26 protein-coding genes are annotated in these 25,573 nt (G+C 41.8%); 14 read left to right on the top strand and 12 right to left on the bottom strand.

Features of this window, described 5'->3' with window-relative positions; genetic code table 11:
• Position 1: 1 nt before the first annotated feature.
• Positions 2-1,066, bottom strand: coding sequence for a dTDP-glucose 4,6-dehydratase (gene rfbB, locus HKI82_RS15995; RefSeq protein WP_171138524.1), 1,065 nt, complete (start codon positions 1,064-1,066; stop codon positions 2-4).
• Positions 1,067-1,382: 316 nt separating this feature from the next.
• On the opposite strand from rfbB, the gene rfaD reads away from it, so the two are divergent.
• From rfaD to waaA, 7 genes are all read left to right on the top strand, one after another.
• Complete coding sequence (gene rfaD, locus HKI82_RS15990; protein WP_171138523.1) at positions 1,383-2,324, top strand: ADP-glyceromanno-heptose 6-epimerase; 942 nt, start codon at positions 1,383-1,385, stop codon at positions 2,322-2,324.
• Between the two features lie 105 nt (positions 2,325-2,429).
• Positions 2,430-3,656 (top strand): O-antigen ligase family protein, encoded by a 1,227-nt coding sequence (locus HKI82_RS15985; RefSeq protein WP_171138522.1) that lies wholly within the window; start codon positions 2,430-2,432, stop codon positions 3,654-3,656.
• Entirely contained in the window at positions 3,649-4,482 is an 834-nt protein-coding gene (locus HKI82_RS15980; RefSeq protein ID WP_171138521.1) for a glycosyltransferase, read from the top strand. The genes HKI82_RS15985 and HKI82_RS15980 overlap by 8 nt, the downstream gene beginning before the upstream one ends.
• A 29-nt stretch (positions 4,483-4,511) precedes the next feature.
• A complete protein-coding gene (locus HKI82_RS15975) occupies positions 4,512-6,281 on the top strand; it encodes a bifunctional glycosyltransferase family 4 protein/polysaccharide deacetylase (RefSeq protein ID WP_171138520.1) in 1,770 nt (589 codons plus the stop codon).
• A gap of 57 nt (positions 6,282-6,338) precedes the next feature.
• Positions 6,339-7,367 (top strand): lipopolysaccharide heptosyltransferase II, encoded by a 1,029-nt coding sequence (gene waaF, locus HKI82_RS15970; protein ID WP_171138519.1) that lies wholly within the window; start codon positions 6,339-6,341, stop codon positions 7,365-7,367.
• A 60-nt stretch (positions 7,368-7,427) separates the two neighbouring features.
• Positions 7,428-8,210 (top strand): glycosyltransferase family 32 protein, encoded by a 783-nt coding sequence (locus HKI82_RS15965; protein ID WP_171138518.1) that lies wholly within the window; start codon positions 7,428-7,430, stop codon positions 8,208-8,210.
• A gap of 11 nt (positions 8,211-8,221) precedes the next feature.
• Positions 8,222-9,487, top strand: a complete 1,266-nt coding sequence (gene waaA, locus HKI82_RS15960; protein ID WP_171138517.1) for a lipid IV(A) 3-deoxy-D-manno-octulosonic acid transferase — start codon at positions 8,222-8,224, stop codon at positions 9,485-9,487.
• Here waaA and HKI82_RS20625 read toward each other — a convergent pair.
• From HKI82_RS20625 to HKI82_RS15940, 4 genes are all read right to left on the bottom strand, one after another.
• Positions 9,477-9,914: a CatB-related O-acetyltransferase gene (locus tag HKI82_RS20625; RefSeq protein WP_277349878.1), complete on the bottom strand. Its 438-nt coding sequence runs from the start codon at positions 9,912-9,914 to the stop codon at positions 9,477-9,479. The genes waaA and HKI82_RS20625 overlap by 11 nt on opposite strands.
• Positions 9,915-10,152: 238 nt before the next feature.
• The gene (locus HKI82_RS15950) at positions 10,153-11,136 is read right to left on the bottom strand and encodes a WaaS/CpsH family glycosyltransferase (RefSeq protein WP_102941555.1); all 984 of its coding nucleotides are present in this window, start codon (positions 11,134-11,136) and stop codon (positions 10,153-10,155) included.
• Positions 11,133-12,176 (bottom strand): glycosyltransferase family 9 protein, encoded by a 1,044-nt coding sequence (locus HKI82_RS15945; RefSeq protein ID WP_171138515.1) that lies wholly within the window; start codon positions 12,174-12,176, stop codon positions 11,133-11,135. Before HKI82_RS15945 ends, HKI82_RS15950 begins: the two co-directional genes overlap by 4 nt.
• The gene (locus HKI82_RS15940; protein WP_171138514.1) at positions 12,176-12,883 is read right to left on the bottom strand and encodes a 3-deoxy-D-manno-octulosonic acid kinase; all 708 of its coding nucleotides are present in this window, start codon (positions 12,881-12,883) and stop codon (positions 12,176-12,178) included. Before HKI82_RS15940 ends, HKI82_RS15945 begins: the two co-directional genes overlap by 1 nt.
• A gap of 120 nt (positions 12,884-13,003) precedes the next feature.
• Here HKI82_RS15940 and HKI82_RS15935 point away from each other — a divergent pair, with 120 nt between their 5' ends.
• Both HKI82_RS15935 and HKI82_RS15930 read left to right on the top strand, forming a co-directional pair.
• A complete protein-coding gene (locus tag HKI82_RS15935) occupies positions 13,004-14,086 on the top strand; it encodes a glycosyltransferase family 9 protein (RefSeq protein WP_171138513.1) in 1,083 nt (360 codons plus the stop codon).
• On the top strand, positions 14,083-14,862 hold the full coding sequence (locus HKI82_RS15930; protein WP_171138512.1) for a glycosyltransferase family 2 protein: 780 nt from the start codon (positions 14,083-14,085) through the stop codon (positions 14,860-14,862). The genes HKI82_RS15935 and HKI82_RS15930 overlap by 4 nt, the downstream gene beginning before the upstream one ends.
• Positions 14,863-14,900: 38 nt before the next feature.
• Here HKI82_RS15930 and HKI82_RS15925 read toward each other — a convergent pair whose 3' ends face one another.
• Positions 14,901-15,932 (bottom strand): glycosyltransferase family 9 protein, encoded by a 1,032-nt coding sequence (locus HKI82_RS15925; RefSeq protein WP_171138511.1) that lies wholly within the window; start codon positions 15,930-15,932, stop codon positions 14,901-14,903.
• A gap of 100 nt (positions 15,933-16,032) precedes the next feature.
• Here HKI82_RS15925 and coaD point away from each other — a divergent pair, with 100 nt between their 5' ends.
• Positions 16,033-16,527, top strand: coding sequence for a pantetheine-phosphate adenylyltransferase (coaD, locus tag HKI82_RS15920; protein ID WP_102941550.1), 495 nt, complete (start codon positions 16,033-16,035; stop codon positions 16,525-16,527).
• Positions 16,528-16,540: 13 nt separating this feature from the next.
• On the opposite strand, the gene mutM is transcribed toward coaD, so the two are convergent.
• The 6 genes from mutM to HKI82_RS15890 all read right to left on the bottom strand — a co-directional run bounded on the left by mutM (position 16,541) and on the right by HKI82_RS15890 (position 21,430).
• Complete coding sequence (mutM, locus tag HKI82_RS15915; protein ID WP_171138510.1) at positions 16,541-17,350, bottom strand: bifunctional DNA-formamidopyrimidine glycosylase/DNA-(apurinic or apyrimidinic site) lyase; 810 nt, start codon at positions 17,348-17,350, stop codon at positions 16,541-16,543.
• 25 nt (positions 17,351-17,375) lie between these two features.
• Positions 17,376-17,858 (bottom strand): hypothetical protein, encoded by a 483-nt coding sequence (locus tag HKI82_RS15910; protein ID WP_171138509.1) that lies wholly within the window; start codon positions 17,856-17,858, stop codon positions 17,376-17,378.
• Positions 17,859-18,056: 198 nt separating this feature from the next.
• Positions 18,057-18,224 carry a 50S ribosomal protein L33 gene (gene rpmG, locus HKI82_RS15905; RefSeq protein WP_002535344.1) on the bottom strand — a complete coding sequence of 56 codons (168 nt, stop codon included), beginning with the start codon at positions 18,222-18,224 and terminating at the stop codon, positions 18,057-18,059.
• A 13-nt stretch (positions 18,225-18,237) separates the two neighbouring features.
• A complete protein-coding gene (gene rpmB / locus HKI82_RS15900; protein ID WP_021704597.1) occupies positions 18,238-18,474 on the bottom strand; it encodes a 50S ribosomal protein L28 in 237 nt (78 codons plus the stop codon).
• Positions 18,475-18,923: 449 nt separating this feature from the next.
• Positions 18,924-19,598: a RadC family protein gene (gene radC / locus HKI82_RS15895; protein ID WP_102941547.1), complete on the bottom strand. Its 675-nt coding sequence runs from the start codon at positions 19,596-19,598 to the stop codon at positions 18,924-18,926.
• A 152-nt stretch (positions 19,599-19,750) separates the two neighbouring features.
• A complete protein-coding gene (locus tag HKI82_RS15890) occupies positions 19,751-21,430 on the bottom strand; it encodes a methyl-accepting chemotaxis protein (protein WP_171138508.1) in 1,680 nt (559 codons plus the stop codon).
• Between the two features lie 206 nt (positions 21,431-21,636).
• Here HKI82_RS15890 and coaBC point away from each other — a divergent pair, with 206 nt between their 5' ends.
• From coaBC to lpxM, 4 genes are all read left to right on the top strand, one after another.
• Positions 21,637-22,869, top strand: coding sequence for a bifunctional phosphopantothenoylcysteine decarboxylase/phosphopantothenate--cysteine ligase CoaBC (coaBC, locus tag HKI82_RS15885; protein WP_171138507.1), 1,233 nt, complete (start codon positions 21,637-21,639; stop codon positions 22,867-22,869).
• A gap of 130 nt (positions 22,870-22,999) precedes the next feature.
• Entirely contained in the window at positions 23,000-23,590 is a 591-nt protein-coding gene (gene slmA / locus HKI82_RS15880; RefSeq protein ID WP_102941544.1) for a nucleoid occlusion factor SlmA, read from the top strand.
• A 5-nt stretch (positions 23,591-23,595) separates the two neighbouring features.
• A complete protein-coding gene (locus tag HKI82_RS15875) occupies positions 23,596-24,543 on the top strand; it encodes a Kdo(2)-lipid IV(A) acyltransferase (protein ID WP_102941543.1) in 948 nt (315 codons plus the stop codon).
• A gap of 16 nt (positions 24,544-24,559) precedes the next feature.
• Positions 24,560-25,561 (top strand): lauroyl-Kdo(2)-lipid IV(A) myristoyltransferase, encoded by a 1,002-nt coding sequence (lpxM, locus tag HKI82_RS15870; RefSeq protein ID WP_102941542.1) that lies wholly within the window; start codon positions 24,560-24,562, stop codon positions 25,559-25,561.
• Positions 25,562-25,573 lie beyond the last annotated feature (12 nt).

Here is a 25,573-nt window from a genome sequence, read left to right as displayed (position 1 = left end):
ATTATTCTCCACCACCTAGGCGCTCACGACTATATGAACCATCCAATACACGGCTCCACCACTCTTTATTATTGAGATACCACTCAACAGTTTTCCGAATACCTGATTCGAACGTTTCTTGAGGTTTCCACCCCAGTTCACGTTCAATCTTCGCCGCGTCAATGGCATAACGAACATCGTGCCCCGGGCGGTCTTTGACGTAAGTGATTAAATCGAGGTATTGAGCAACACCTTGAGGTTTAGTAGGCACTAACTCTTCCAATAGCGTGCAAATGGTTTTCACCACTTCAATATTCGCTTTTTCGTTATGACCACCAATGTTATAGGTTTCACCGACTTTACCCTCAGTTACAACTTTGTATAGTGCACGAGCATGGTCTTCAACAAATAACCAATCACGAATTTGCATACCATCTCCATAAACAGGCAGCGGTTTACCATCTAGTGCATTAAGGATCATGAGTGGGATAAGTTTTTCTGGAAAATGGAAAGGACCATAGTTGTTTGAGCAATTTGTTACGATCGTTGGCAAACCATAAGTACGTAGCCACGCACGTACTAGGTGGTCACTTGATGCTTTTGACGCTGAATAAGGAGAAGATGGTTCATAAGAAGTTTCTTCGGTAAACAAGTCATCCGTCCCTTCTAAGTCACCATACACCTCATCGGTTGAAATATGATGGAAGCGGAAGGCAGTCTTCTTATCGCTATCCATTTTGTTCCAGTAGCTACGGGCAGCGTCAAGTAGGATATAAGTGCCAACAATATTGGTTTCAATAAATGCAGCAGGACCATCAATAGAACGGTCAACATGAGACTCTGCGGCTAAATGCATCACAGCATCAGGCTTATGCAAAGCGAAAACACGGTCTAGCGCTAGTCGATCACAAATATCTACTTGTTCAAAAACATAACGGTCGTTGCTAGAAATAGAATCCAATGACTCCAAGTTTCCAGCATAAGTTAATTTGTCAACGTTTATTACTGAATCTTGAGTATCGTTAATAATATGTCGGATGACTGCTGAGCCAATAAAGCCAGCCCCACCAGTTACTAATATTTTCATCAAACTCTGCCTATAGCAAAAATATAGCTTGCACTATCTAGAATGGAATCAATTTAGCCCAGAGTTTAAACCAAGATGTAGCCATGTGCGATAGTACTTATTAGTTTTGTGGAGAGTAACGCCTCTTAAAAGAGCATTCTTACACTCGGACTACGGCACACGAGAACGAACCAAGATCGAGTATTTCTAAACGAAAGACCCTACAAGATTTTCTTGGATCCCGTTCAGTCAGGGGTGACGCATGAAACAAGCGTGATATACTGGTTTTATCTTTGGGCAGAGCCCCATAAAGCTAATTTGTATTGAGGATTTATCTATGATCATCGTAACTGGCGGTGCTGGCATGATTGGCAGCAATATCGTTAAAGCACTTAACGAACAAGGTATCAACGACATACTCGTAGTGGATCATTTAAAAAATGGCCGTAAGTTCCAAAATCTAGTCGACCTGGATATTACCGATTACATGGATCGCGATGATTTCCTGACACAAATTATGGCTGGAGACGATTTCGGTCCTATCGAAGCAATTTTCCATGAAGGAGCCTGTTCTGCCACAACTGAGTGGGACGGTAAATATATGATGCTCAACAACTATGAGTACTCTAAGGAGTTGTTGCATTACTGTTTAGATCGGGAGATCCCTTTCCTTTACGCTTCTTCAGCGGCAACTTATGGTGAAACTGATACTTTTATTGAAGAACGACAATATGAAGGTGCATTAAACGTTTACGGTTATTCAAAGCAACAGTTTGATAATTATGTTCGAAAACTTTGGGCAGATGCGGAAGCACATGGTGAAAAACTTTCTCAAGTGACTGGTTTCCGCTACTTCAATGTTTATGGTCCACGCGAACAACACAAAGGTTCAATGGCATCCGTTGCGTTTCATTTAAATAATCAAATGAACGCTGGTGAGAACCCTAAACTGTTTGCCGGTAGTGAGCATTTTAAACGCGATTTTGTTTATGTAGGCGACGTTGCAGCGGTAAACCTGTGGTTTATGAAGCATCGTACGTCAGGTATTTTTAACCTAGGCACAGGCAATGCAGAATCATTCAATGAAGTAGCTAAAGCAGTTATAAAGTTCCATGGTAAAGGTGAAGTGGAAACCATCCCATTCCCTGACCACTTGAAAGGCGCATATCAAGAATTTACCCAAGCTGACTTAACTAAACTACGTGCCGTAGGTTGTGACCACCAATTTAAGACTGTGGCTGAAGGCGTGGCTGAGTACATGAGTATTATCAACAAATAACCTGATTTTTAGAGCTTGCATCTACCCCGTCTAGGGTAGGTGCATTTTCAAGATAATTACAGGCTCAAATTGAGCATTCTACCTCACTCATATTTAAGTTTTTTCATGCCAAATTTGCTTACCAAAATAGAAATAACTTCTTTCTGCTTATTATTTTTCTCTCTTTTTTTATCAAAAGCAGGTATCTATATTGGCTTAAGCTTATTGCTGCTAATTCAAATCTATTCCTTCGTTCGTAACAAAAACTTCAGAAAACTAGTGTCTCATCATCACATGTTGTGGGGATTTATTGGCCTATTCTGTCTTGGCATTGCTTCAACATTGTCAATGGAAACAAAAGACGCTATGACCTACTTTCGTAAAGCAAGCATTCTATTGGTATTTCCTATCCTTTACTTTCAACTTAGAAAGACTAATAACCTTCGGTGGGCACAAGTAAGCCTCATAGCTGGATTACTAGTCGGACTAGGAAATGCATTTTATGAGTTAGCTCGAGTCACCGAATGGAATGGACAAAGGATTACGAGCTTTTGGGATGTAGGCCGATGGGCGGAGTGTCTAGGATACAGCTTAGCTATTTTAATACCTTTGATCTTCGAGCACCGCAATAGCTTCACTAAAGGTAAATGTCTACTTTACATGATTTTATCAGTCTGTTGTTTAATAGCATTGGTAATCTCAGGTGGTCGAGGGCCTCTTTTAGCTATTACCATCACCAGCTCGTTATATCTTCTATTGCGTTCTCCAAAAGCCTTTTTCACTATCGCTCTAAGCTTATCCGCAATTTTTTATGTCGGTAAATCTTTTCCACCAATAGAAGCTGTTCATCAGCGCATCTCCAGCATTGCTGATGTACATCACAATGATTCAAATAATGCACGACTTGTTATGTGGCAGAATGGTTTTAACTTTGCTAAATACAACTTAGCTAATAAGCCTAGCGAGTTTTTTTTCGGCGTCGGTATTGAACACTTTGAATCCAAGTATCGGCTGTTCTTAGACCAGTCGACAAATGTTCAAAAGATGATCGATCAAACAAATGGAGAAGTTTCGTTTAAGGATCTACACAATACATACTTAGATTTGTTAGTAAAAATTGGCGCAATATACGCTTTAGCCTACATGGTTATTATAGTGTTGATGCTGAAATTCTTTCTGATGCATAAAGATCATGTCAGTGCATGGGCATACTCCGGAATTTGCTTAATCATAACGTACGGAATAACTTCTGTTTTCTATACTAGTGGGCTGGAATACCAAACGACCATATTCTTTTCCTTGGTCGCTTTATGCTATGCACGGGTTAATGTGGAATTAAAACAAAATGAATAAATATCAGTACGATGCTTCAGTCATCGTGTCTTTTTACAATAATGTGGATTCATTGGCTTGTATCATCAAGGCACTAGATAATCAAAAAGAGAACTTTGAGATTATTATTGCCGATGATGGTTCACGTGAAGAAAACGTGACTAAAGTGAAACAACTCATCTCGGACGCTGCAAAACCTGTCACTCATATATGGCAAGAGGACATTGGATTTAGGAAAAATCGCATATTAAACAAAGCCGTTAGTCATAGCAGTAGCGATTACCTCATTTTTATTGACGGTGATTGCATACCGCAAAGTCACTTTGTTGCCGATCATTTATCCAATAAGCAGCCTAACTCAATCCTAAATGGTCGCAGAGTCGACTTAGCAACACAGTTTAAGGAACGTCTTTACACTAGTGCATCCCCAGATAGATTTTTCAACCGCAATAAACTAAAAATTTTTAGCCTTTATTTATTTGGTCACGGCAAAAATGTGGAGAAAGGGATTCGCATCACCCACCCTTTTTTGCTAAAAAAACTCAACACAAAGAAAAAAGGTATTGTTGGTTGTAACTTCTCTCTTCATAAAGAAGATTTCTTATCGGTAAATGGCTTTGATAACCGTTACAACATACCAAGTATTGGAGAAGATACTGATATTGAGTATCGCCTAGTCAAACAGGGTAAGCAGATAAAAAATTTATTCTATCAAGCTATTGTTCTACATGTGATCCACACTGAACTTCCTCGTTTAGAACAAGCGGAAGAATTGTTCAGACAAACTCGCGAAGGTAATCACATCGTTGCTCTTGATGGTTATCATCAGGCGGGTAGCGTAGACTAGATCTTAATAAAAGACTTGATGAGCACACTATGAATATTTTAATGGCTCTTTCCCAGTTAGAAGTAACAGGGGCAGAAGTGTATGCCACAACAGTTGGAGATGAACTAACCAAGCGTGGGCATAATGTTATCTATGTGAGTGATACTTTAACTAAACCTCATCTTGGACCATTTTTCTCTTTACGATTCAACAAACGCAGCATTCCTCGCAGGTTCTGGCACGTCGCGTACCTTGTTTATCTAATTAGGAAAAACAATATTCAACTGGTTCACGCACATTCCAGAGCTTCCAGTTGGAGTTGTCACATCGCTTGTAAAATCACAGGCACGCCAATGGTCACAACCGTTCACGGTCGGCAACCAGTTCACGCCTCGCGCAAAAAATTTCATGCGATGGGGGATAAAGCGCTTCCGGTATGCGAAGCAATAAGAGAGCAACTCCATAAAGACCTAACCGTGCCACTTGATGAAATGGTTGTAAGTCGTAATGGCATACAAACATCGCATTTCAAATGGCAGGATGCGCCCGAAAATACTAAACCTGTCATCTCAATCATTGGTCGTCTAACTGGTCCAAAAGGTGATTTATGCTACAAGCTTCTCCAAGATTGCCTAGACACTGATAAATATGATGTGCGTGTTATAACCGGCTCAGAAGTGACTGGACGATTTACTCCGTTTACTTCAAAAGTCTCTTTTCCTGGTTATACCAATGATGTTCAGAAAGTTATGGCTCAATCCGACTTAGTCATTGGCGCTGGGCGAGTAGCGATGGAAGCCTTATTATGTGGCAGACCTACTTTAGCTATTGGTGAAGCCAACTGTATTGGACTCATTGATAGCAACAATATTCATCAGGCTATGGCTACTAACTTTGGCGATATTGGTTCTAAAGACCTTGATATTGATTTCAGCCAAATAGCAAACATTGTTGAAGCGGCTTTAAAGACCAAACATTGTGAAACTAAAGTTAACCGACTTATCCAAGACAATTACGATCTCTCGAAGGTTGTTGATCATCTCGAAGATACCTATCAAACCGTTTATGTTGAGAAGCTCCAGCGTGAAATGCCTGTGATCATGTATCATCGATTTATTCGAGGTGAGAGTGAAAAAGGCGTTCATGGTACTTACATGCATGTGGATATGCTTGAGAAACACTTCAAGTTACTAAAGCGAATGGGATTTGAAACTCTTACTTTTAGTGACTTGGCGGATAAAGGACTCATCCATAGGCTCGAGTATGGGAAACGCTACATCATTCTCACTGTCGATGATGGTTATAAAGACAACCACGAACTATTGCTGCCACTGCTTAAAAAATATCACTTTAAAGCGGTCATCTATGTTGTGACTGGAGAAAAGTTCAATCGCTGGGACGTTGAAGTGCCAGAGAATCCAGAGAAATCCGTTCCGCTAATGTCTGCTGAACAACTGAAAGAGCTGCACAGTTCAGGTCTGGTCGAGATAGGTGGCCATACGATGACACATCCTCGACTGAGCACACTTTCAGAGGCAGATCAGAGAACACAAATAGAAACTAACAAACAAGAACTAGAAGAACTTCTACAAACTAAGTTATGCTCTTTTGCCTATCCATACGGTGACCATAACCAATGTTCTAAGGATATAGCTCAACAAGCTGGGTATCAATTTGCTGTTGCGACTAATAGCGGTCCATTAGCTATCCATCAAGATAAGTATCAAATTCGCCGTATTGCTATCTTCCCGAAGACAGACGTATTTGGTTTATGGCGTAAAATTCGTGGCAATTATACCTTTAGAAAAGTCAAAAAGTAGCAGTTAACTTATTCTCTTTTAATCTGCCACATATATACATTCAATGTGAAAAACACTATGAAAATTCTGATTATTGGTCCTTCTTGGGTTGGTGATATGGTTATGTCACAAAGCCTATACACAACGTTAAGAGAGCTGCACCCTGCGGCACAGATCGATGTGCTCGCTCCAGCTTGGTGTAAACCGATACTTCAGCGCATGCCTGAGGTAAATAAAGCGATAGAAATGCCTATCGGCCACGGATCTTTTAACCTCTCAGGACGTTGGGCACTAGGCAGAGAACTAAAACGTCAGAAATATACTCATGCCTTTATACTACCTAATTCAGCAAAATCGGCGTTAATCCCTCTGTTTGCGGGGGTTCCATCTCGCACAGGTTGGAAAGGTGAAATGAGATATGGTCTTATCAATGACCTACGACCAGATAAACGCGTTTTTCAATACATGGTCGAACGCTATGTCGCACTTGCTTATCCTAAACAGACCATGCTTGAACAGGTAACGCTTGAACACTGTCCAATACCAAAACTGACTGTTGATAAAAATGCTCAACAACTTACGCTTGAAAAACTTTCGCTAGATCTAGAACGCCCAGTTGTAGGCTTATGCCCTGGTGCTGAATTTGGTCCAGCGAAACGTTGGCCAGATAAATACTATGCAAAGATTGCTCATCAACTTATAGAAAAAGGCCAACAAGTTTGGCTATTTGGTGGAGCAAAAGACAGAGAAGTCACAGATTCAATTCGTCAACAACTGCCCCCTGAGTTCCAGCAGTACTGCAAGAACTTAGCAGGTAAAACATCACTTATTGAAGCTGTAGATATGCTAGCAGCATGCCATACAGTGGTAAGTAACGATTCAGGGCTAATGCACGTATCTGCTGCTGTAGGGTGTAATATTGTTGCTGTATATGGTTCTAGCTCTCCTCAATATACGCCACCACTATCAAATAACGTTGAAATTGTTCATACAGACATCAGTTGTAGACCTTGCTTTAAGCGCGAATGTCCTTTGCAACATTTGGACTGCTTAAATAAGCTTTCACCTGAGACCGTTATGCAAGCTATTAACAAGTTTCTTAGCTAGTTATATCATGGCTTGCACTACCACTATAAAACGTCAGAATTATTTTTAATAAGGGACATTATGAGTCACTTACCAGTTATGGTCGCAAATCGCACAATTAAATTGCTTGGCAATATCTTCAAGGTGTTGTCATACCCATTTCATTTCATATTACCTAAAGTGCGTTTTACTATCCCAGAATATTCACCAGCCAAGCTCAAAAGCTCCAATGACAGCGGTGTAACGAAAGTCATTTGGCAAACAAACTACTCTAATCGTAGTGCTCTGCCCGTATATCTGAATTATTTGTTTAATCGTTTGATGTCTCTCAGTTATGACTATCGATATGTTAGTACAGAGGCGAGAGAGGAGTATTTGAAACAGAACGCTCCAAAAGAAGTCTATGAAGCTTATCTGAAGCTAACGGACGGAGCTGCTCAAGCCGATTTATGGCGTGTGACCACCTTGTATAAAGAAGGTGGTATCTATATGGATATCGATGCGACTTTGGTTTGGCCGTTAAGCAAACTGCTTAAGGGAGTAAAAGACGCTTTATACATAAAGATTAAAAACGATACTGAAATTACCAATTACTTCTTAGCGACAGCGCCCAATAATCCGCACTTTAAGAAAGTCTTGGATGCGATTGTCAATAACATTGAAAACTATGACCCAAAGAAAGGGGTTTATGGAACCACAGGGCCTAAAGTTTTTAATGATGTTCTTGCCAATGAAGCTATACAATCAAAGCGCCGCCGCTATGTTTGTATTCAGGGCACATTTACCAATGAATACTTTCAATACTTGGATAAACCGAGAGGTAAGTGGACTCATATGAAGTCTGAAGACCTAATTAAGAAATAATCGAGGCTACCGTGCTCATTCGCTATATCTACACTGCTTTGCTTGCTGTTGCGTCACCGTTTCTAATGTGGGGGCTATATAGACACCGAACAGGAAAACCATGTGTAGGAAAACGCTGGAAAGAGCACTTCGGTGTAACACCTAAATTAGATTGCAGCCATGGCCCAATATGGATCCACGCAGTATCAGTAGGTGAAACTCTTGCAGTTACCCCTTTGATTAAAAGGCTAAAAGCACAATATCCGCACCTAAGGATAGTCATCACTACAACGACAGCTACAGGCGCGGAACAAGCCCAAAAGTTAGCAGGAATAGCTGAACATCGCTATATGCCATTCGACTTCCCGTTTGCCGTTCGTGGTTTTATAAATGCTATAAAACCTAGACAGCTACTCATTATGGAAACTGAGCTTTGGCCCAACACTCTGCATACGGTCGCGAAAGCGAACATTCCTATTACCGTAATTAATGCACGTCTGTCAGAACTTTCTTGCCAACGCTACGCAAAAGTACAGCCAATATTTGACATGCTAGCCAAGAATTTAACTCAAGTTCTGTGTCAATATCCTGATGATGCAGAACGTTTTATTAGGCTTGGTGTAGCAAAAGAAAAGGTTTCTGTCACTGGCTCAATTAAGTTTGATATTGAAATTAGTCCAAAAGTGAAAGAAGAAGGCCAAGCCTTACGCAATCAGCTGGGTAACAATCGTCCTGTCTGGATTGCCGCCAGCACACATAGCGGCGAAGATGAACAAATATTATCAGCACATCAAGAAGTATTAAAAGATCATCCTAATGCTCTGCTAATATTGGTTCCACGTCATCCAGAACGGTTTAACGACGTATTCAACCTATCCAAGCAAAAATTCAATACTGTTCGCAGAACTGAACATAATCATAGATTGTTAGATAACGACATTCAGGTTTACCTGGGAGATACCATGGGGGAAATGCTAACCCTCATGGAAGCGGCTGATATCTGTTTTATGGGAGGTAGTTTGCTAGGCGATAAGGTTGGAGGACATAACATGTTGGAGCCAGCTGCGCTCGGAAAGCCCGTTTTAACAGGCCCAAGCTATTATAATTTTTCAGAAGTTGTAAACTCTATGAGAAAGAATAAAGCGATAACTATCGTCAAAAGTAACCATGATATTGCTCCATGTGTGACAAAGATAATGAATAAAGATGAAACATATTATCAGCAAAAATCACATATAGAAAAATACATCAACAACAACAAAGGAGCAGTTAACAAAATATTATCAATTATAAAATGAGAATATTCGGTTTATATTCCAATAAGCTTTCTTTATTCATGTCAAAAAAACAAAGAATGTCTTTTATATCTTCAGTAACATCTATACTTTGGATGGAATTAATATCATAGTTCCACCATTGTACATCTAACAATCTCTCAATTACTTCCTTGGGAAAAAGATATCTAATAACCCTAGCTGGGCAACCGCCTACAATAGCATAAGGGGGAACATCCTTTGTAACCAAAGAATTTGCTCCGACTACAGAGCCATCTCCAATCCTTACACCCGGTTTAATACATACTCCTTGACCAATCCATACGTCATTACCAATAAAAACTGGCTTTTTAGTATTATCGAACGGTTTTTCAAATGGGAAGGACCAGTAATCATTTTGATAAGTTACTAATGAAGAAGTAAATCGAGTCAAAGGGTGATCAACTTCCATCACTTGTACATTATGGGCTATTGAGCAATATCTTCCAACGATAGTCGTTTCCGGTAGTTCACTATTACTGTAAGAGTTCGACCCCATAGTCCAGAGCCGATATCCTTTTGGAAACACTGTAAATTGCTCTATATACCGGTTCATCAGGCAGTCTAATGCTAGAGTTCCACCTAACTTTATCGTATTTAATCTGATATTTTTTGAATGTATTTTGCCTTACTTGCTTTTTCCTAGCCATTTATAATCCTTTACCCAAGTTCAATAATCTATTAACCCATTCATCCAATCGATATTGATTTTTAACATCAGCTGGAACATGCGTATAAGGTGAGTCTATAAAAAAATCAGCGACCTTATAGTTTTTGGGTAAACAATATATATTACTTTCTCTATAAAAATCAGCGTCAATGACATGTTTATTTGTTGTTATTAACTTTTTATTCCATGCCAACGTTTCGAATACTCGAAAAGAAAAACCATTTTGAGTTTCATAACCTAAATCCAATACAGATTTTGATTTAGAGATAAATTCCCTTAAATCACCCTTTAATACAGGTTTTGTTATAATTTGCACTTTAGGATGTCTTATATATTTCCGCTTTCTTTCATTATCAATGTAAAGTAATATTTTACATTTTAGATCAGGATTAACATCAATAAATTTTTCCACTAAAGGATATCTTTCTTTACAGAAAGTCATTACAGAGAAAACATCATAGTCATACATTTCTCTTTGAGGCATAACTTGCTCTTGAATATGAAAATAGTTAGTTGTTGGTATAAAACCCATATTTTTACAGTCAACAGGATCAAAGCTTCTAATCACATCAAAAAAATGTAGCTTGCTCCTATTTTTCGGCATTCTTTCTAAGCTATCCCATAAGTTCAAAACCAATTTCCTTGAGTTATTTTTGAACAATTTAAAATGTCGCTCATTAAAAATATCAGGGTTAGTAAAAACAGCTAGATCATAAACGTCTTTTCCGTAAAAAAAGCCTCTCAGGGTACTTTCAATTTGCTCCTCTGTTCTTAAATGTTTATATTTCTCACCAGAAAAAACATTAAAAATTTTAGATTGAATACGGTCAAAATAATTAAAATACGAAAAATCAGCCAAAATAGAATGATCTAAATACTCAACGATATGGCCTTGCTGTCTTATCTCATCTACGATAGGAGAAACTAACCCTGACCAATCTGTACTGACAACAAGTACTCTCATTTTATAAAATCTCTTTCAACAATATTAAATACATTTATACCACCTTGAGTGAAAACAACTTTCGCAAGAGGGGAGTTAGGGTTCCAGTTTTTAAAGTTAGCCTTGTCATCACTATAAATAGCGATCTGTTGTTTATTCAAGCCTGCTGCTATATGGACAATCGAGGTATCAACAGTAATGACTAAATCACATAACTTGACTGCAGCTATTGCATCAAATATAGATTCACTTTGGTCAAAATGTACTACGCTGTCTGAAAATACGATTGGCATGGATGCTAGAAGCTCTCTTGTATCAGGAGATGAAAGAATCACAACTGGAAGAGATTTTTTGCTCTGAACCTCCAACAAAATTTCATTAATTTTCTCGGCGCTAAGCTTTCTTTCGTTACCGCTACCAAAAGGGTTTAACAATACAAATTTTTCAATTCCTTTTGCTACTAGAAACTGCTTAACTCGAAGTATCGATTCATCTTTAACTGGAACTATATATGATTCTTCTGGAGCATCAATCCCAACTAACTTAGCTATATAATCAAACTTCTTAGCATAGTGAGCATGACAAATATCATTTTGTATATTGATATTAATCAAACTGATTTCAGGGTCTACTCCAACATTAAGCTGTGATTCTAGATGCTTTAACATGTAAATATCTTTCATCTTCATATCTTGATTTAGAGATACCACCATATCGACAGAGCCAATTTGCTGGCAAATATTTCGAATCTCATCATATGAAGGGCGCTTTTTGATATGGACGACTTCATCTACGCCAAAATCGTCTTTAAACATCGAAGACATACCTTTCGAAGTTAAAACCACCTGCCTAATATCTGGACGAAACTTCTTCAACTTTCGAATAAGGCAAGATGATACGATTGCGTCTCCAAGCTTGGCGTCATGACGAATGAACAGAATGCTCTTTACATTAGTAGGATTTAAAGTGGCTTTTTTCTTTGTATCGAACAACCATATCCCCAACTTTCGACGGATAATATCCCTAAAGCGCTGTATTTGGCTAACCACTCTTCTCATCATTATTTGCTCTTGTAACCTATTAAAACGTTGGACATATCGTTTTCTCGATATTGGAGATTTCTTTTACCAACTTCTTTCTCAAACGATCTCGTCAACCGTTTCAAATTGCTTTGCTTCCAACTGTCACCATTTTGTTGAAAACATTTATCAAAATCGATAATCCATACTTTTTCTTGGTCATCGATCAAGATGTTATGGATGTTTAAATCGGTATGATTGACTTGCACATCGTGCATCTTGCGGATTTCTTGGCCTATTTTTCTATACATTTCAGCAGACAAAGCTCGCTCCTGGAGAATAGACACTAAATCACGAGCATTAGGAATGCGCTCGCTCAATAAGTCGGCTTGGTAGCAAAAAGTTCGCTTTACCGCTCTTGCCGCTATCGGTTTGGGTACATTGACACCAGCTTTAATGAGCGTGTTCAAAAGTTGGAATTCCTGATAACTGCGCGTTTTTTCCCAGCCCTGAAACCAATAATGATCTTTCACTAATTTACCAAACAGACCACCACGTCGATAATGGCGCAGCGCTGCCGAGCATTTTTCACCATCGACAAACCACGTAGTACCTCGACCCGTTGCGCTCCCCAAGACCTTGTCTTGGCGTTGCCAGAAATCGGCATCAAAACATTGCATTGGATCTTCAGCTAATAACGCTTCGTCAAACCAGATCGTTTGGTTTTTCTCTGTTAGTGTCTTGAACAAAAATCGAAATCCTCACAACAATCAACCAATCACTCACGCGAACAACGTAAGTGCCTTAGCATTTTACATTTTATAGCGCACTCTGCATAATCTTGACTCAATATTTAGGTGGGTTCTTACATGGCGCTTTTTCAAACTGCTCCTCAATCAATCTGTATTTTACGTTTATCGGCTATCGGAGATGTGTGTAACACCATTTCTGCGGTTCAGGCAATTCAACGCAAATGGCCAGAAACGAAAATTACTTGGATAACAGGGAAGCTGGAAGCTCAGTTAATCGGAGATTTATCAGGCGTTCGTGTGATTGTGTTTGATAAGAAACAAGGCTGGAAAGCCTATCAAACATTATGGTCGCAGCTAAAGAATGACAGGTTTGATGCCCTACTCCATATGCAATACGCTTTTCGCGCTAGCATTGCCACTCTAGGTATAAAGGCTAGGTACAAACTAGGTTTTGACAAAGAGCGCAGCCAAGATTTTCAAACCCTGTTTACCAACATTAAAGTGCCTTCTCCCAATAAAACTCACGTTTTAGATGGTTTGTTAGCTTTTGTTGAGTTTATGGGTGTTAAAGATACACAAGCAAAGTGGGAACTCAACTACCAGCTCATTGATGAGAAATGGGCAAATGAACATTTTGTCGCGGACAAACCCAAACTCGTTGTTGTTCCCGCAGCCAGTAAAGGATACAAAAACTGGACGGCAGAAGGTTACACTGAAGTTATTACCTACGCACAAGCTCAAGGATGGCAGATTATCTTAGCTGGTAGCCCTGCCAAAATAGAAAAAGACCTCGCCGAAAGTATCCAGCAAAAATTAGCTAAACCAGTCATCAATCTCGTTGGTCAAAGTACTCTCAAACAGATGCTGGCTTTAATCGATAAGGCTAATCTTGTTATTGCACCGGATACCGGGCCTACTCATATGGCGAATGCAATGAATACGCCTGTAATCGGTCTATATGCACACCATAATCCTGAGCGCACTGGCCCCTATAATTATCGTCAGTATGTTGTATCTGCCTATGAAGAAGCTTTACTCGCTGAAACCGGAAAGTCACCATCAGAAGTAAGCTGGCGTACCCGGGTTAAAGATGAACAGGCAATGAGCCGGATTACCGCGAAGCAAGTAATTCAAATGTTTGATAAAGCGGTACATGACTTTAAAATAGCAGCAACTAGCACTACTAAGGATCCATCGTGACCAAACCGACATTAGCCGTAGCTTTAATTGTTAAGAACGAAGCTCAGCATTTAGAAGCCTGTTTAGAAACCGTACATGACTGGGTCGACGAAATAGTTGTTCTGGATTCTGGTAGCAGTGATAACACAGAAGAAATCGCTCGTCGCTACACGGATAAATTTTTCGTTAACGCGACTTGGCCAGGCTTTGGTCCACAACGACGCCTAGCGCAAAATCATGTCGAATCAGACTATGTTCTTTGGCTAGATGCGGATGAGCGAGTCACTCCAGAACTTAAAGAAAGCGTATTAAAAGCAGTCGCAGAAAATAAACCGAATACGCTTTACCAATTTGCACGTCTTAGCTGGGTATTTGGAAGATATATTCGCCATTGTGGCTGGTACCCCGATCGTGTACTGCGTTTATACCCAACCAAACTGACTCAATATAATGACGCGCTCGTACATGAGAAAGTGGAAATGACTGGCAATATGCAGGTCGAGACGCTTCACGGGGATGCGATTCATTACACCTACAATGACATTCACCACTATTTAGTAAAATCGGCTGGTTATGCCAAAGCTTGGGCAGATCAACGTCAGGCAAAAGGAAAGAAATCCTCGTTAAGCCAAGGTATTGGCCACGCCATCGGCTGCTTCCTGAAAATGTATGTACTAAAACGTGGTTTTCTGGATGGCAAACAAGGCTTTTTGATATCTTTACTGTCTGCTCACTCAACATTCGTCAAGTATGCCGACTTATGGGCTCGAAATAACGACAGTAACTATAAGAAATGATTGAAAAAGCCTGAATCGAACTCAGGCTTTTTTGTGTCTTAGAGGAAATTTTTCGCCCACGAATTAACTTGTCCGACAACCGTAGCAATATCAATTCGAGTCATGTTCTCTTGGCTCTGCTTGTCTTCTGCTTGTGGTGGGCAAAATGCGATATGACGACCTTCTGAATTCAGAGGACGCCAACGCAGCGGAGTGGCTGAACGCTTAGCAGGGAAGAAACCAACCGTTGGTACATCTAATGTCGCAGCAATGTGCAGTGGTCCTGTTGAGCCCGCAATAAACAGCTGAGCACAAGCTATAGAGCGAGTGAAATCAACCAGACCATCGTTTTTATCATACAGAGCCGCTTTACCGCCAAGCTGTTCAATAATGGCTTTTAGTTCTGCGGCCTTAGCTTCTTCTCCCGGGCCTGCCGTCAACACCACTTCATGATCACCTTCCAAGCCCTGAATTAAATTCGCGTACTGTTCCAAGGTTAGATTGTTTGCTGAGCCACCACTTCCAGCATGAACAAATATCCAAGGCTTATCGGCATCAAGAACAAGTTGTTCTGAGAGTTTGTCTCGCTGAGCTTTCAATACTTCGTCGCTAAATGACAAATAAGGTGCGGCAGGTTCAACGATAGTGACACCTGTATCACGCAAAAATGCTCTGACTAAATCCAAGTTGTACTCATATTCCGGTTTGGCCGATTGAGAGCGTTTCTGCTTGATGCGTTTGTTATAAAAGATTTGAGCCAGTTTTGTCGCAGGTGCAAGACGATAACGAATCCCAGCCTTCCACACTAACAACGCGTTGTAGGTAGTTGAGAACAAGTTAATTGATGCATCGAAGTTTTGCACTTTGATCTCTTCGATTAACGCTTTCTGAGCACTTTTATCTGACTTCTCCGTCGGGTCAATCATCACATCATCAATCCAAGGACATAACTCAGCCAGCGCTGCCGTGTACTTAGGTACTAAAGCTGTAATATGACAATCAGGCATAGAAGCTTTCAACATCGCAAAACTTGGCCACGCTAACATGAAGTCGCCAATTTTATCATTTCGGATAACAAGTAACTTTTTCATTCTGTTCTGTTTATACTCAAATTAACTGGTTCAATCATACCGACTTCAAAGTGTTTTTGTTAGTATGACGACCATTCCGTTCACTAAAGAGCAATAGATTGTGAGTCAAAAACGTATTTCTCGAGTGCTTTACCCTGGCACCTTCGACCCAATTACCAATGGTCATTTAGATTTGGTTGAACGTGCAGCAAACATGTTTGATGAGGTCATCATCGCTGTGGCTGCAAGTCCTAGTAAGCAAACTATGTTTACTTTAGATGAACGAGTAGCGTTCGCCCGCGAAGTAACTAAACATCTTGATAATGTCACCGCGAAAGGTTTTTCAGGGCTATTAGTCGATTTCGCCAAGCAAGAACAAGCCAACGTGTTGATTCGCGGCTTACGCACAACTGTGGACTTTGAATATGAGTTTGGCCTAACCAATATGTATCGACGCTTAATGCCCGGCTTAGAGAGTGTGTTTCTCACTCCAGCCGAAGAGCACGCGTTCATCTCTTCGACCATTGTTCGCGAAGTGGCAATCCATGGCGGTAATGTTGACCAGTTCGTGCCAGAGGTTGTCGCGAGCGCGCTGCATACCAAGAAAAAAGTTTAATCCTGACTCTTTTTTAATGTTGGCAAATCGGGCAGAAAAACGTATTTCTCTGCCCGATTTTTAGATCGATGATCGGCTCACCGCAACTTGGACATGCTTGTTTTGCTTTTCCATACACTTGCAGCTCTTGTGCAAAATAGCCAGGTTTACCATCCGCCTGAGCAAAATCTTTAAGCGTCGTACCACCTTGAGCTATTGCACCGGTAAGCACCGCTTTGATTTCTGCCACCAGCGTTTTCCACTCATCTAAAGACAAAGAGCAAGCTGGACGTTGTGGATGAATTCGAGAACTAAAAAGCGATTCACTGGCATAGATATTCCCTACGCCCACTACAACTTTGTTGTCCATAATGAACTGCTTCACCGCAACACGCTTGTTCTTCGCCTTTTCAGCCATGTATGGCGCATCAAATTCATCCGTTAGTGGCTCTGGACCAATATTACCAAGCACAGCGTGTGATTCTCCAATTGGGCACCACAGCCAAGCGCCAAATCGTCGAGGGTCGTTGTAGCGTAATACTTTGCCATTGCTCAACGTGAGATCAACATGATCGTGCTTACCTGCAGTAATAAACCCATCCAACACCCGTAATGACCCCGACATCCCAAGATGCACGATTGCCGTACCGATATCGGTTTCAATCAGCAAATACTTCGCTCGTCTGGAAATGGAACGGATAACCTGCCCTTCCATCTGTTTCAGCTCAACGGGAATATCCCAACGTAATTTCGGCGTACGAAAAACGAGTGAACGCACTTTCTGCCCCACAAGATGAGGCGAAATGCCCATACGGCTGACTTCTACTTCTGGGAGTTCTGGCATAACACTTCCTGTCTCATTCTTTTGATTATTCGTTCTCAGGCAACAAGTAGCCTTGTTCAACCGAAATGGCTATCCACTTATCTTGCCAGTTTTTGAACAACCAAAAACGCGGTGTTTGATAAAAAGTGATCCTTTGCGGTTCTTCACGATCGCTGTACCACACCTCTACCGTTTGTGGATTGCGCAAAATAGACTGGAACGACTGATACGTTTCATCATCGACTTCAGTACCAACCAACTCTTTCCAGCGTTCTACCAATATTTCAGGTGCAATACTGCTTGGTGGCGTCGCTCTCCAGCGACCTTGGTTCTTTTCTAAAGATAGCTGGGGAAAATGTATCGCATGTAGCTGCCACTCTGCATTGAGCAACGTTGGGTAAGCTGGTGCGGGCGGTTCCATAAAGTAGGTTTTTATCACGGCGGGGAGGTTTAATACCCCGATAAATAACACCACAGCCAGAATAAGAATATTGTTCCACCGACGACGGCGACTAGGAGCAACACGCATGAAGCTATCCTTAATAAATGAGGAGATCCTTAGTAAAAGCGTGGATGTAGATTAACAGGAAGAAAATGCAGATCCTAGAGAGGAGTGTCAGAACAGTGAACCTTTCAAGCGGAAGCTTGCAGAAAAAGGTATAGCGTAGAAAAGAAAAAACCCAACCGTATAGGCTGGGTTTTCTTACTACTTAAAGAGAGCAATCAATTACTTGATTTTCGCTTCTTTGTACATAACGTGTTGGCGAACTACTGGATCAAACTTTTTGATCTCGAATTTGCCTGGCATGTTACGCTTGTTTTTGTCAGTAGTGTAGAAGTGACCAGTACCAGCAGATGATACTAGACGAATTTTCTCACGAATGCCTTTAGCCATTGCTTAATTCCTCTTAAACGTTTTCGCCACGTGCACGGATGTCAGCAAGAACAGCATCGATGCCTTTCTTGTCGATAATACGCATGCCTTTAGCAGTTAGACGTAGTTTAACAAAACGTTTTTCGCTCTCTACCCAGAAACGATGAGTTTGTAGGTTCGGCAGAAAACGACGCTTAGTAGCATTTCGTGCGTGTGAACGGTTGTTACCCGTTACTGGACGCTTACCAGTTACTTGGCATACTCGGGACATGAATGTCTTCTCCAAATCGTTTCAGCTCGATATCAACCTTGCTGGCTGAACCTCTTAATGTTCAAAAAGAACTGAGGTAAAAACCGCTATGGAAAATCCACGCAAGGCTATCAAAGGTCGCGCATTATACTAACTTGATACCCATTGCTCAAGACCCGAACAGATCCTTTTTGCAGGATTCGCTGATCTTTTTTCTCTGGCGAGCTGAATTAGTGTCAAAAAATGTGTGCGAATCATACCAGAAAACGACAGAAAGCTAAGCATTTTTTACGCATTCAGGCGAAATCATCAACAAATCTCTTTTAAGCGTTGTTTTTTAACATAATGATAGGTTTAAACATTGCATTTTAGACGCGTTCTTTCTTTAGAAAATACAAAACTAGGCAAGGTGTTGTTCCAATTTGCTGCTTGGGTTTGCTCATAAAAAGCGAGAATGAGGCAATCAATGTTTACATCCACCCTCGTTCAGCAAAAGAGACGATTTCTCCGTCGCCAACAACAAAGTGATCCAAGACTCGAATATCCACTAAAGCTAAAGCGTCTGAGATACGACTGGTGATCCTTCTGTCTGACTGGCTAGGTTCTGCCACACCTGAAGGATGATTGTGCGCCAAGATGAGCGCCGCAGCATTGTGGTGAAGCGCGCGTTTTACCACCTCTCTTGGGTAGACACTGGCAGCATCAATGGTGCCTTCAAACAAGATTTCATCCTGAATAACCCGATGCTGATTATCGAGAAAGAGAATATAGAAAGCCTCACGCTGCCTGTCGCGCAACACACTCGAAAGATACAACTGAGTCTGCTGTGGGCTGGTTAAAGCCTCTCCGCGCTTTAATGTTTCTGCCAAAAACCTCTGAGTGATTTCTAGTGATGCCTGCATCTGCACATATTTAGCTTCCCCTAACCCTTTGTGTTGGCAAAAGTGATCTTTTGATGAGGAAAACAGAGATCGCAACGAACCAAACTCTCGTAACAGAAAATCGGCCAACTCCAATACATTCATTCCTTGAGTACCAGTACGAAGTAATATGGCAAGCAGTTCTGCATCAGAAAGGGATTGAGGGCCTCGCGATAACAGTTTTTCACGAGGCATGGATTCACTAGGAAGAAATTTTCGCTTCATATCAGCTCCTGTCTATACTCTTCCAACTTGAAGCAGCAACACCAAGTCGTTGGGGGATATTTGGCATACAGAAACGAAAAAATCCCCAAAACCGCAACTGGCTTTGGGGATTTTTAGACTGGGTTCAATATTGCTTGAAGCGGGAGTGTTGGTTAAACCTTAAAGTGTCCAACCAAGCTTCCTACTTTGTCTCCAGACTGCGTTAAGCGATGACTGATCGATTCCGAGTATTTCAAGTTTTCACTCAGATCATTCACGATATGCTGAATAGTCACAAGATTCTGGTTAATCTCTTCAGCTACTGCACTTTGTTGCTCAGCAGCAGAAGCCGTTTGGGTACTCATGTCTTGAATCACTGAAACCGCATTAGAGATACCAGAGAGCGTTTCTTTAATCTGAACTGACTCTAGCGCCGTCTTCTCTCCACGTTCTTGGCTGACATTCATACTCGTGACCGCTTTGTTAACACCTTGGTGTAAGGCTTCAATCATGTCGCCAATCTCTTTTGTGCTGTTTTGTGTTCTGCTCGCCAGAGAACGCACTTCATCAGCGACCACCGCAAAACCACGTCCTTGCTCACCCGCTCGCGCCGCTTCGATTGCAGCATTTAGCGCTAACAGGTTAGTTTGGTCAGCAATATCACCAATCACTTTAAGAACTTGCGTAATCTTGCTGGTTTGTTGGCTTAGCTCTTGAATAGCATCAGAGGTCAGATCAACTTCATTAACCAGAGCGCCAATGCCTTCAATAGCCAGATTCACTTCTCTCTGAGCTTCGATAATTTGTTGATTAGCAGATTCAATAGCTTGTGCCGTTGCGTTGGTGTTGTTCGCTACCTCGCGAGAGGTCGCACTCATCTCAGTTACCGCAGTAACTACTTTATCGGTTTCTAAACAGTGCTCATTCATCTGCTGGCTGGATTGAGAAGTTTGCTTATCCAGTTCCATAGCTGCACTGCTTACATCATCGGCAGAACGTCGAATATCGGCGATCATCGGATGAAGCTTGTCCATGAAATCATTGAATGCTTTAGCTACTTCACCAACTTCGTCATGACTTTCCACTTTCAAACGAGCCGTTAAGTCACCACCACCCGCAGCCACATCTTTTAGAGAGCCGACAATATGCTGCAATGGTGCTACACCACGAGCCACAAGCAAACTCACAATCAAACTAGTAATCAACAAGCCTAGGAAAGACAGACCCACCGCTGAAAAGGTTTGATCATGCAAAACAGCCAAGCGCTGTGTTTGATATTCGGCAAGCTGAGTATCGATATCATCGATGTAAATACCTGTACCTAATACCCAATCCCACTTCGGTAAATATTCTGCATAACCTAACTTTGGTGCTTGAGCCTTAATCGAAGGTTTTTGCCAGGAGAAGTATAAGAAACCATCACCCGTTTTAGCCGCATCAATCAAACCGGCAATAACAGGGACACCATTCTCATCTTTTAGTCCGTATAGGTTTTTGCCTTCCAGTGATGGATTCATTGCGTGAAGGGTATTCACACCTTTTGAATCGTACGCAAAAAAGTAACCATCACTTTCAAAGCGCATCGATTTTAAGATTTCCTTTGCTAACGCTTTGTTTTCAGCGCTGCTGTCTTCTTCATAAAGAGACTTAACCGCCGTCACACCCATCATTAGGTAGGCTTTTAGCTCTTGCTTACGGTTGTTAACTAACTGCTCACGATATTGAGTCAGCTCTTGTTGCAAACTGTTCATCCCTATCCAGTAATACACCATAGAACTAACACTGGTTATCACAACTAACGGAATAACAGTTAGTAATAACAACTTGGTACGACTTCTCATCGAACGAAACATAGGTGCTCCAGCGTCTAATTTTTTATATTGGTTTTATTGATACATAAAACATTATCTTCCGGAGGAGCCTTTTCTTAAAGAAAATCTCGCCGATGTGTAAGCAAAATCTCATATATTCCGCCAGTGTGGATTGTTAAGTTGACACAGCTCATACATATTCTGGGAGTTGTGCTAACATAACCCGCAGATTTTTTGAGGAATCCAGAATGCAAACTTTGGCAGGAAAAAAAATTCTGCTTGGCATCAGTGGGGGCATCGCCGCCTACAAATGCGCAGAATTAACGCGACGTTTGATTGAGCGTGGCGCACAAGTTCAAGTAGTAATGACTGATGCTGCGCGTGAGTTCATTACGCCACTTACTATGCAAGCCGTCTCCGGCAATCCCGTTTCTTACAGCTTGCTTGACCCGAGTGCAGAAGCATCAATGAGTCACATTGAGCTGGCTAAATGGGCAGACTTAGTGCTGCTTGCACCAGCGACCGCTGATCTTATTGCACGCATGGCTGCTGGTATGGGTAATGATTTGTTGACCACTTTAGTATTGGCGACGGACGCCCCTGTTGCAGTTTCTCCAGCCATGAATCAGCAAATGTACGGCAATCTTGCAACTCAGGAAAACCTAGTGACCCTTGCTCGTCGTGGCGCAATGATTTGGGGACCGGCTTCTGGTCAACAAGCATGTGGTGATGTGGGTAAAGGCCGCATGTTAGAACCGATGGATTTAGTTCATCACTGTGAAGCATTCTTTGGTCCAAACCTCCTATCAACTGAAAAACCGTTAGATGGGAAACGCATACTGATCACCGCAGGTCCAACTCGTGAAGCACTTGACCCTGTTCGTTACGTGACCAATCACAGTTCTGGCAAAATGGGGTTTGCAATTGCAGACGTAGCAGCAAGAATGGGCGCGCAAGTGACTTTAGTCTCTGGCCCTGTAAGTTTGGCTACGCCAGAACAAGTAAAACGTATTAATGTAGAGAGCGCGCTGGATATGCATGATGCTGTGATGCAAGCCGCGACAGAACATGATGTATTTATTGCTTGTGCGGCAGTAGCAGATTACCGTCCAGAACAAGTCGCTGAACAAAAAATTAAGAAAACGGGTGACAACGACACCCTTACCATCACTATGGTTAAAAACCCTGACATCGTCGCTTCCGTTGCGGCTTTAACAGAAAAGCGTCCTTTTACGGTCGGCTTCGCTGCTGAAACGCAAAACGTGGAGCAATACGCACGCGGTAAGTTAACCAGCAAAAACCTCGATATGATCTGTGCTAACGACGTATCTGTCGAAGGCCAAGGTTTTAATAGTGATGACAACGCATTAACCGTCTATTGGCGACAAGGCGAACAAGCACTGCCACTAGCAAGCAAAGCTGAACTGGCAAGCGCTTTAATGCTGCTGATAAACAGCTTCATCAATAAAACGGACAGTTAAACGCAAATCGTAGGTGGTGACTCCACCTACTTCCTCTTTAAATAATCTCGAACTTACGAAGTAATGGCGTCTATTCCACGCAACCATTACCTCGTGATAAGCAGTGATAACCAGAAGGAAGATACGGGTTATGGCCGGCAATAAAAAAACCAATCGCCGCGAAGAAATTCTCCAAGCTCTTGCTGAAATGCTTGAGTCAAACGAAGGTGCATCACGCATCACGACAGCAAAACTCGCCGCCCAAGTTGGCGTTTCAGAGGCTGCCTTATATCGCCATTTCCCAAGTAAGGCGCGTATGTTCGAAGGCCTAATCGAGTTTATTGAAGAATCGTTAATGTCACGTATTAACCGCATTGTTGATGAAGAGAAAGATACCCTCAATCGCATTCGATTAGTGATGCAACTTATTCTGGCTTTCTCAGAACGTAACCCTGGCCTGACAAGAATTCTGTCAGGACATGCTCTAATGTTTGAGAATGAACGTCTGCGTGACAGGATTAACCAACTGTTTGAACGAATTGAAACCTCTTTGCGTCAAATACTGCGAGAGCGTAAAATTCGTGAAGGAAAATCATTCCCAGTTGATGAAAAAACACTAGCCGCCCAGTTACTCGGCCAAGTTGAAGGAAGTTTGAACCGTTTTGTGCGTTCAGACTTTAAATATCAACCAACCGCAAACTTTGAAGAATACTGGGCATTACTCAGCGCACAAATTAAGTAAAGACAATGAGCAAAAAAAGACCCGGCAAACCAGAGTTCTCTCTTTCCCTGCTGCATCCTAAATATTGGGGTGTGTGGTTTGGGTTTGGCTTACTCGCCTTAACCGTAAACCTATTGCCCTACCGCATGTTGCTGAAACTTGGCCACGCAATCGGGGCTTTTGGCATGCGCTTTGGCAAGAAACGGGTCTTTATCGCCAAAAGAAACTTAGAGCTAGCGTTTCCCGATATGTCAGAAGAACATATCGATAAAATGGTACTCGAAAACTTCAAAAACACCGGCATGGCTCTGATTGAAACTGGTATTACTTGGTTTTGGCCAACTTGGCGTTTTAAGCGTATTTTGGATGAAAAAGACGTTGCGGTCATGCGCAAACATGCAGAGAACGGTAAAGGTGTTTTACTCTGCTGCGTACATGCATTGAATCTAGAAATCACTGCTCGCGCCTTTGCAGTAATTGGTCTTGGTGGTTATGGCGCCTACCGTCCACATAGTAACCCGGCGTATGAATTTATTCAGTACCGTGGCCGCACACGCAATGGTAACCAACTGATTTATCGCACCGATCTAAAAAAAATGATCCGTGTACTTCGTCAAGGTGAACGTCTGTTCTATTTGCCAGACCAAGACTATGGCCACAACAAATCTGTGTTCGTGCCTTTCTTCGCAGTAGAAGAAGCGTGCACTACTACGGGCACTAGCATTCTGGCATACACTAGCAAGTGTGCCATTGTACCGGGCTCAGGCTTTAGAAATTCACAAGGCAAATACGAACTTATAGCTGATAAATCAATTGAGGATCATTACCCTCAACAAGATGAAAAAGCTGCGGCAGCCTACATGAATAAATTTGTTGAAGAGATTATACTTCGCGCCCCAGAACAGTGGATGTGGCTTCACAAGCGGTTTAAATCACTGCCAGATGAAACACAAACCAATGCCCGATACCAGTAAATAAAAGGTTCTGCTTGTGAGCGACAACGATAACAGCATCAATAAATACTTACATAATCCAACTTTTGAGTGGTCTTTTCTTCATCCGAAACATTGGGGCACATGGATAGGTATCGCTTTCGCTGCTCTATTCGCTTTTATGCCCGTGTCATGGCGTGACGGATTAGCGCGTAAACTTTCTCGATTTGCCATAAAGAAAAATGGTCGAGTGGTTCGTCGTGCTCGCGTTAACCTAGCTTACTGCTTCCCTGAGAAATCCGAGCAAGAACGTCAGGAAATCTTAGAAGAAACGTTTGTCAAAGCGGCCCAGTATATGTTGGGGTATTCTGAGTTTTTGGCTCGCTCAACCAAACATAACCAAAACCGCGGTGTGATGATTGGCGAAGAAAACCTATTGCCACTTCTTGATGCTGGTGAAAAGGTGATTATCCTTGCACCGCATGCTTGGGCAGTAGATTACCCAGCAGTAATGCTGGCTGCGAAAGGCTACAAAGTAACAACCATCATGAAGCCTCAGCGTAACCCAATCGGCGACTGGCTAATGCACGTTCAGCGTATGCAGTATGGTGGCCGCATCTTTGCTCGTGACGCAGGGGTTAAACCTTTTGTTCGCTCAATCAAAGATGGCTATTTAGGCTACTGGTTACCAGATGAAGATTTTGGTGCTGCTAACTCCGTTTTCGTTCCCTTCTTTGGTACAGAGAAAGCGACCTTAAAAGGCTTTGGTAAAATGGCTCGCCTTTCAAAAGCGAAAGTCGTTCCAGTGCTACCTGCGTATAACGACAAAACGCAGAAATATGAAGTACATATTTTACCTGCGTTAGAAAACTTCCCAACAGGTGAGGAAGAAGCGGATGCGCGCGCAATGAACCAAGCGATTGAAAACTTAGTTCGCCCTCACCCAGAGCAATATATGTGGCAATTGTCGCTTCTCAAAACTCGCCGCGATGGCATTGAGATTTATGACAACTCACATGATGGTGACCAAGAAAAACCGTTACCACCGACTCAAAACTAAAAAGCCCCGTTA

Origin of the sequence: Vibrio plantisponsor, assembly GCF_013041605.1 — a bacterium.
In the GTDB taxonomy this organism is placed as follows: domain Bacteria; phylum Pseudomonadota; class Gammaproteobacteria; order Enterobacterales; family Vibrionaceae; genus Vibrio; species Vibrio plantisponsor.
The sequence above is the reverse complement of the archived record's forward strand: the minus strand, read 5'-3'. Positions and strand labels throughout refer to the sequence as shown.